General features: G+C 72.0%; 7 protein-coding genes. 5 read left to right on the top strand and 2 right to left on the bottom strand.

Features of this window, described 5'->3' with window-relative positions; translation table 11 throughout:
- Window positions 1-25: 25 nt before the first annotated feature.
- Complete coding sequence (locus PD653B2_RS02435) at window positions 26-631, bottom strand: TetR family transcriptional regulator (RefSeq protein WP_085870729.1); 606 nt, start codon at window positions 629-631, stop codon at window positions 26-28.
- A gap of 206 nt (window positions 632-837) precedes the next feature.
- Between PD653B2_RS02435 and PD653B2_RS02430 the strand changes: the two genes are divergently transcribed.
- The 3 genes from PD653B2_RS02430 to PD653B2_RS02420 are packed head-to-tail and all read left to right on the top strand — an operon-like array spanning window position 838 to window position 3,954.
- Entirely contained in the window at window positions 838-2,091 is a 1,254-nt protein-coding gene (locus PD653B2_RS02430; RefSeq protein WP_085870728.1) for a glycosyltransferase family 4 protein, read from the top strand.
- Window positions 2,078-2,830, top strand: coding sequence for a class I SAM-dependent methyltransferase (locus tag PD653B2_RS02425; RefSeq protein WP_085870727.1), 753 nt, complete (start codon window positions 2,078-2,080; stop codon window positions 2,828-2,830). The genes PD653B2_RS02430 and PD653B2_RS02425 overlap by 14 nt, the downstream gene beginning before the upstream one ends.
- Window positions 2,827-3,954, top strand: coding sequence for a prenyltransferase (locus PD653B2_RS02420; protein ID WP_085870726.1), 1,128 nt, complete (start codon window positions 2,827-2,829; stop codon window positions 3,952-3,954). Before PD653B2_RS02425 ends, PD653B2_RS02420 begins: the two co-directional genes overlap by 4 nt.
- On the opposite strand, the gene PD653B2_RS02415 is transcribed toward PD653B2_RS02420, so the two are convergent.
- Window positions 3,925-4,569, bottom strand: a complete 645-nt coding sequence (locus PD653B2_RS02415; protein WP_085870737.1) for a class I SAM-dependent methyltransferase — start codon at window positions 4,567-4,569, stop codon at window positions 3,925-3,927. The two genes, PD653B2_RS02420 and PD653B2_RS02415, sit on opposite strands and share 30 nt — an antisense overlap.
- Before the next feature lie 96 nt (window positions 4,570-4,665).
- Here PD653B2_RS02415 and PD653B2_RS02410 point away from each other — a divergent pair, with 96 nt between their 5' ends.
- Together PD653B2_RS02410 and PD653B2_RS24720 are read left to right on the top strand one after the other, a co-directional pair.
- On the top strand, window positions 4,666-6,744 hold the full coding sequence (locus tag PD653B2_RS02410) for an acyl-CoA dehydrogenase (protein ID WP_085870725.1): 2,079 nt from the start codon (window positions 4,666-4,668) through the stop codon (window positions 6,742-6,744).
- 154 nt (window positions 6,745-6,898) lie between these two features.
- A complete protein-coding gene (locus PD653B2_RS24720; protein ID WP_165763303.1) occupies window positions 6,899-8,203 on the top strand; it encodes a lytic transglycosylase domain-containing protein in 1,305 nt (434 codons plus the stop codon).
- The last annotated feature ends 1 nt before the right edge of the window (window position 8,204 follow it).

Raw genomic sequence — 8,204 nt, 5'->3', positions numbered from 1 at the left:
TTCGCACCTCAACCACCGGGGGGCGTCAGTCGCGGAGGAGGAGCTTGACCGCGACCTCGATCTGCTGACCAGTCTCGGCGGCGGTGCTGCGCCCGGTGACCCAGCCGACGAGGGCGGAGAGCCAGACGTCGCCGATGACCCGGGCGATGGCGACGTCCTCCTCGGTGAGCTCGGTGTGGCCCTCGGGGTGCATGACCCGGGTGAGCATCGAGGTGAGCAGCATGCCGACCTGGTGGATCTCCGCGGCGACCGACGCGTCGGCGAACATGAAGGCGCGGGTGAGCGCCTCGGTGAGCTGGGGGTCGCTCTGCATGCCGCGCGTGGTGCGCTTGAGGACCGTGATGACCCGCTCGGCGGTGGTGTCGCCCTCGATGGGGCGGTCGCGGAGGGCGGTTTCGGTGCGCTCGAACTCGCGCTGCAGCGCGGAGACGAGCAGGTGGATCTTGGAGGGGAAGTAGCGGTACAGCGTCCCGAGCGCGACGTCGGCCTGCTCGGCCACGGCGCGCATCTGGACGGCGTCGAAACCGCCCTGCGAGGCGAGCGTGATGGTCGCGTCGAGGATCCGCTTGCGGCGGTCGCGCTGGGCAGCCGAACCCAGATCTTCGACTGCGAGCGAGTTCGTAGTGCTCACAAGGGACCCCCATGCGTCGTGGTGAATGCAACTCCGGTCGGAACGACGTTGGCCCGCTGAGTTTAGAGAACCCCGAGTTTCGACGTTGATATCGGTGACTAGGCTAGCAACTCGTGGTCTAAAATAGGAACACGTTCCACTTTGTCCGGCCCGGCGTGTCAGAGCATCCGGCAAGCGTCCGGAAGTTCGCTAGAGAGAGGTCGTCGATGCGGGTCGCACTGCTGTCGTACCGGAGCAAGCCGCACTGCGGGGGGCAGGGCATCTACATCCGGCACCTGAGTCGCGAGCTCACGAAGCTGGGGCACTCCGTCGAGGTGTTCTCCGGCCAGCCCTACCCGGACCTCGACGAGGGCGTCGCGCTGACCAAGCTCCCGAGCCTGGACCTCTACCGCGAGCCCGACCCGTTCCGTGTCCCGAAGCTCAAGGAGTTCCGCGACCGGATCGACGTCGAGGAGTTCGCGACCATGTGCGCGGCCGGCTTCCCGGAGCCGAAGACGTTCAGCCTGCGCGCCCTGCGCGCGTTGGGCGAACGCGTCGACGACTTCGACATCGTCCACGACAACCAGGTGCTCGGCTACGGCATGCTCGAGATCGAGAAGCTCGGGCTGCCGCTGATCACCACGCTCCACCACCCGATCAGCTACGACCGCCGCATCGACATCAAGTCGACGAAGAACCCGTGGCGGAAGTTCACCCTGACCCGCTGGTACGGCTTCGTGAAGATGCAGGCCCGGGTCGCCCGCCAGGCCCGCAAGATCCTCACGCCTTCCGAGACGTCGCGGCGCGACATCGCCACCGACTTCGGCGTCGACCTCGACAAGATGCAGGTGATCCTGCTCGGTGTCGACGACGGGTTCCAGCCTCCGACCACGCCGCGGGTGCCGGGCCGGATCATGGCGATGGCGAGCGCCGACGCACCGATGAAGGGGATCGCGACGCTGCTCGAGGCGTTCGCCAAGCTGCGCACCGAGCGCGACCTCGAGCTGTTCCTCGTCACCAAGCCCAAGCCCGGCGGCACGACCGAGAAGCTCATCGACAAGCTCTCGATCAACGACGCGGTCAACTTCGTGCACGGCGTGAGCGAGGAGGAGCTGGTCGCGCTGATGGGCTCGGCCGAGCTCGCGTGCGTGCCGTCCCTCTACGAGGGCTTCTCGCTGCCGACGGCCGAGCTGATGGCCTGCGCGACCCCGCTGGTCGTCTCCGACGCCGGGGCGATCCCCGAGGTCGTCGGCCCCGACGGCCTGTGCGCCGACCTGGTGACGCCCGGCGACGTCGGCGAGCTCGAAGCCGCGATCGCCGCCCTGCTCGACGACCCCGAGCGCCGGGCGCGGTACGGCGCCGCCGGCCGCAAGCGGGTCGACGAGCTGTTCAGCTGGCGCGCGGTGGCCGCCAAGGTCGCCGTCGCCTACGAAGAAGTCATCGCCGAATACCAGGAGGAGCGCGCCCGTGCTGACCGTTGACTTCGACCGGCTGGGCCTGCTGCCCGGCGAGCGGGTGCTCGACATGGGCGCCGGCGGTGGCCGGCACGCCTTCGAGATGTACCGCCGCGGCGCCGACGTGGTCGCCTTCGACATGGACGCCGACGAGCTCGCCGGCGTGCTGGAGATCTTCGGCGCGATGAAGGAGCAGGGCGAGGTCCCGGCCGGGGCGTCGGCCGACATCAAGCAGGGCGACGCGCTCGAACTGCCCTTCGCCGACGGCGAGTTCGACCGGATCGTGGCGGCCGAGGTGCTCGAGCACATCCACGCCGACGTCGACGCCATCACGGAGCTGGTGCGGGTGCTGCGTCCCGGCGGCACGATGGCCATCTCGGTGCCGCGCTGGCTGCCCGAGGTCATCAACTGGAAGCTCTCGGACGACTACCACAACGCCCCGGGCGGCCACGTCCGGATCTACACCGACCACGAGCTGATCGACAAGGTCACCAAGGCCGGGCGTCCCAACGACGGCACGCCGGGCGACGCGATGGTGTTCGAGGGCAAGGGCTACGCCCACGGCCTGCACGCGCCGTACTGGTGGATCAAGTGCGCCGTCGGCGTCACCAACGACGACCACGTCCTCGCGAGGACGTACCACAAGCTCCTGGTCTGGGAGATCATGAAGCAGCCCAAGGCGCTCCAGTACGCCGGCAAGGTGCTGGACCCGATGATCGGCAAGAGCATGGTGCTCTACTTCCGCAAGCCGGACGACCTCGGATGACCCACCCGCTGGCCCAGATCCCGTACGTCGACGGCATCCTGACCGCCGAGCAGGTCGCGGCCACCGCCGCGTCCATCGTCGCGATGCAGGAGCCGTGCGGCGCCGTGCCGTGGACCGTCGGCGAGCACGTCGACATGTGGAACCACGTCGAGGCCGCGATGGCGATGCTCGTGGGCGGCCAGGTCGACGCCGCCGAGCGCGCGTACGCCTGGATGCCGAGCATGCAGCGCGAGGACGGCTCGTTCCCGATGAAGATCGTGAACGGCGAGCCCGAGGACGAGCGCGGCGACGTCAACATGTCGGCGTACCTCGCGGTCGGCATCTGGCACCACTGGCTGGTGCGCCGCGACACCGCGTTCGTGCAGCGGTTCTGGCCCACCGTGCGCGCGGCGCTCGACTGGGTCGTGTCCCAGCAGGTCGCCTGGGGCGGGATCAACTGGACGCCGACCGAGGACTTCTGCCTGCTGACCGGCAACTCCAGCATCTACCACTCGCTGCGGGCCGGGGTGGCGCTCGCCGACCTGCTCGACGACCCCCAGCCGGAGTGGGAGCTCGCCGGCGGCCGGCTCGGCCACGCCGTCCGCGAGCACCGCGACCTGTTCGAGGACAAGGCGACCTACTCGATGGACTGGTACTACCCGGTCCTGGGCGGCGCCGTCCGCGGGCGGGACGCCTTCGAGCTGCTCGAGACCCGCTGGGACGACTTCGTCGTGCCCGGTCTCGGGATCCACTGCGTCGACACCAACCCCTGGGTCACCGGCGCCGAGACGTGCGAGCTCGCGATGGCGCTCGACACGCTCGGCGACCACCGCCGCGCGCTCGCCCTGGTCGAGGACGTGCAGCACCTGCGCGAGGACGACGGTCGCTACTGGACCGGGTGGGTCTACGGCGACCCGGCGGAGGCGGCGCGATCGGGCGAGCCGCGCAACGTGCACTGGCCGGTCGAGCACACGACGTACACGGCGGCCGCCGTGATCCTCGCCGTCGACGCCCTCGGGGAGGTCGCCGGGCACAGCACCGCCGGCTCCGGGATCATGCGCGGCACCTCGCTGGCCCCGCACTTCACCGAGCTCGCGCTCGAGTGCGGCTGCCCGTCAGCCGACGCCGTCCCCAGCCGTCCCTGAGGTCCGGCGTAGCACCCGCATCGAGCCCAGCGCCTCCACCTCGATGAAGGCGCCGCCCGCGAGCGCGCGCACGAAGACGTGGTACGGCGCCTGTCCGCCGTCGGCCGGGTCCGCGAAGACGTCGTGGATGACGAGCAGCCCGCCCTCCATCAGCCAGTGCGCCCAGCCGGTGTAGTCGTTCTGTGCGTGCTCCTCGGCGTGCCCGCCGTCGATGAACAGCATCGACAGGGGAGTGCGCCAGTGCGAGGCGACGGTGGTGCTGCGGCCGACCACCGCGACCACCTGCTCCTCGAGCCCGGCCCGGGCGATGGTCCGTCGGAAGACCGGCAGCGTGTCCATCAGCCCGAACTCGTCGTCGACCAGGGACGCGTCGTGGTGCTCCCAGCCGGACTGGTTCTCCTCGGACCCGCGGTGGTGGTCGACCGTGAAGACGGTGCCGCCCACCTCGCGCGCGGCCGCACCCAGGTAGATCGCGGACTTGCCGCAGTAGGTGCCCACCTCGAGGGCGGGGCCGTGGGGGAGCCGCTCCCGCGCGACGCGGTGCAGCAGCAGCCCCTCGTCCTCGGGCATGAAGCCCTTGGCGTCGAGCGCGTGGGCCAGCAGGTCGGGGGGCATGTCCGTCACGCGCGCAGTTTAGTAGGATTGGAACACGTTCTAGATTTCGGGACGGTTGCTGCGCAACCTCCTCAATCACCGGCTCCGAGGATGGGTATGTCGATCGGGATCTCCGACGAGCACGTCGAGCTGGCGTCGAGCCTGCGCAGGTGGGCCGCCGACCTGCGTGGTCGTGAGCTCGCGCGGGCGGCCGAGGACGACGCCGACGCGGGGTTCGAGGACGTCTGGGCCGCGGCGGCGCAGATGGGGGTCGCGACCATCGGGCTCCCCGAGGTCGCCGGCGGCGGGGGTGGCTCGGTGCTGGACGTGGCGGTGGCCCTCGAGGCGTGCGCCCACGAGCTGGTGCCGGGCCCCCTGCTGGGCGTCGCCGTGGCGTCGTCGCTGCTCGGGGAGATCGAGGGGGTCTCCTCCGTGCTCGGCGAGGGCGCGGTGGTCGCCCTGGCCCTGTCGGACGTCGTCTGGGACACCCCGACGGCCACGCACGTGCTGCTGGCCGACGGGGACGACTCGTGGCGCGTGCTGCCCCGTGACGCCGTCGAGCTGACCAGCGCGCTCGGTCTCGACCTGAGCCGGCGCTTCGGGACGGGCCGGGTCGTCGACGCGTCGGCCGGGGTCCCGGTGCCGGGTCTCACCGCCGGCCTGGTCCGTCGTACGGCGGTCACGCTGGGCGCTGCCGAGGCCGCGGGCGTCGCCCGCTGGTGCCTCGCGACGGCGGTGGAGTACGCGAAGGTCCGTGAGCAGTTCGGCCAGAAGATCGGCAGCTTCCAGGCCGTCAAGCACCTGTGCGCCGAGATGCTCGAGACCGCGGAGTCCGTCACCGCCGCCGCGTGGGACGTCGCGTCCGTCGCCGGTGGCGACGACGAGCAGTGGGCGTTCTCCGCCGACGTCGCCGCCGCGGTGGCCTTCGACGGAGCCGTCGAGGTCGCGAAGTCCTGCATCCAGGTGCTCGGCGGCATCGGGTTCACCTTCGAGCACGACGCCCACCTCTACCTGCGCCGGGCGCTCTCGCTGCGTGGCCTGCTCGGCGGGGCCGACGCGGCCGCGGAGCGGCTCACCGCCGGCGCGGTCGCCGGCGTACGGCGACGGGTGCAGCTCGACCTGGAGGGCCGCGACGCCGCGATCCGCGACGAGATCCGGGCCGGCGTCGAGAAGGTCGCCGCCCTGGCGCCCGCCGACCGGCGGGCGGCGCTCGTCGAGACCGGCTACCTCACGCCGCACTGGCCGGCGCCGTACGGCCTGGGCGCCGACGCGGTCACCCAGATCGTCATCGACCAGGAGCTCGCCCGGGCCGAGGTGACCCGGCCCGACATCGTCATCGCCGGTTGGGCGGTCCCGACCATCCTCGAGCACGGCACGGACGAGCAGCGCGAGAAGTTCGTGCGCCCGTCGCTGCTCGGCGACCTGGTGTGGTGCCAGCTCTTCTCCGAGCCCGGTGCCGGCTCCGACCTCGCGTCGCTGCGCACCCGCGCCGAGAAGGTCGACGGCGGGTGGCTGCTCACCGGCCAGAAGGTCTGGAACTCGGTCGCCGAGCGCGCCGACTGGGGCATCTGCCTGGCCCGCACCAACCCCGACGCCCGCAAGCACCAGGGCATCAGCTACTTCCTGGTCGACATGAGGAACACGCCCGGCATCGACGTCCGACCCCTGCGCGAGATCACCGGCAAGGCGCTCTTCAACGAGGTGTTCCTCGACGACGTGTTCGTGCCGGACGACATGGTCGTCGGCGAGGTCGACGACGGGTGGCGGCTCGCCCGCACGACGCTCGCCAACGAGCGGGTGGCGATGGCCACCAGCCGGCTCAGCAAGAGCACCGAGCGCGCCATCGAGCTGGTGGGGGCCGACGCGACGCCCGCGCAGCGGGTGGCGGTCGGGCACTCGATCGCGCTGGCGACGGTCTGCTCGCTGCTCGGCGTCCGCTCGACGCTGCGCTCGCTCGCCGGCCAGGGACCCGGAGCGGAGTCGAGCGTCGCCAAGCTGCTCGGCGTGCGCAACCGGCAGGACGGCGCCGAGCTGGTCGTCGAGCTGCACGGTGACCGGGTGCTGCTCGGTGGGTCGGACGACCTCCGCGCGGACGTCTGGGAGATGCTCAACACGCGGTGCCTGTCGATCGCGGGCGGTACGACGCAGATCCTCCGCAACGTCGCCGGCGAGCGGATCCTGGGCCTGCCGCGCTGACCCAGCTGTTTTGCCGTCGTTCACCTGGCATCAGGCGTCCGGTCGCTGGGTACGCGTCCTGAGCGATCACTGTCTGCTCGGCTCGCCCACGTGGATAGTCTAGTGTTCGAGTACAGAATTACGACCAGCGACCAGACGAGGACGAGTCACCCACATGCGCACTGTCCGGCCGGCCCGCGTGGCCGTGACCGCAGGTCTTGCCCTGGCCGCGCTCGCCGTGGCCGCCTCCAGTCCGCACCCGGCCGCGGTGCCGGCGGCGCTGGTGACCCCGGTCGCCGCCGCCCCGGCCCCCGCGGTGACCGGCACGACGGCGCCCACGGGCGCGTCCGTGGTCAACCCGCTCGGGGTGGTGTCGCGCTCGACGACGTCCCCCGCGTCGGACGCGGGGGAGATCCCGAGCGTCGCCCTGCTCGCCTACCAGCGGGCCGCGTCGGTCATCGGTGACGTCGACCGGACCTGCGGGCTGACGTGGACCGTGCTGGCCGCCGTGGGCCGGGTGGAGTCCGACCACGGCCGCACCGGCGGTGCGGTCCTCGGCGACGACGGTGTCTCCACCCCCGCGATCCGCGGCGTGGCGCTCGACGGGAGCGGCCCGGTCGCGCGGGTCCGCGACACCGACGCCGGCCTCGTCGACGGCGACCGGCGCTGGGACCGCGCGGTCGGCCCGATGCAGATCCTCCCGTCCACCTGGTCCGCCGTCGGCGTCGACGGCGACGGCGACGGCACCCGCTCGGCGGACGACATCGACGACGCGGCGCTCGGCGCCGCGGTCTTCCTGTGCGCCGCACCCGGGGACCTCACGACGCGGTCCGGCCTGCGCACCGCGATCCACCGTTACAACCCGTCGGACGCCTACGCCGAGGAGGTCCTCGCCGTCGAGCGTCGGTACCGTGCCGGCGACTACGACATCCCGGGCGCTCCGGCCGACGGCGCCCCCGCCGTCAGCGTCCGTGCGGTCGCGGCGCTGCCGTCGTCCAGCCAGCCGGGCATCCAGGACGGCACCGGCGAGCACCACGCACCGGGCGTCGCACACCCCCACGCGGAGCAGGTGCGGCAGGCCCCCGACCACGACGGCGCCGGTCACCTGGGCACCGTCGACCCCGTGCACCCGCCCGAGCCGGTGCTCGACCCGCCGCCCAGCACCGACCCGGAGCCCGACCCCACGACGCCGGACCCCGCGACCCCGGAGACCCGGACGGGTGTGCTGACGGACTGCGGGACCATCGCCGAGCCCGCGTGGTGCCTGGACGAGACCGCGCTCGACGTCGGCGATGCCGACTACCTCGCCGGCACCGCTCTGGGCGACTTCGACGGCGACGGCACGTTCGAGACGAACGCCGACGAGCTCGCCGGTCTGGTCGACACCGAGATCACCGTCGACGTCACGACGACCGCGGACGAGCCGCCGGTCCTGCTCGCGATCGGTGACCTCGACTACGTGGCGGCCGAACGACACTAGG

Source organism: Nocardioides sp. PD653-B2, assembly GCF_002117935.1.
In the GTDB taxonomy this organism is placed as follows: Bacteria; Actinomycetota; Actinomycetes; order Propionibacteriales; family Nocardioidaceae; genus Nocardioides.
Note: the sequence above shows the minus strand (reverse complement) of the source record. Positions and strands in the feature narration are given on the sequence as shown.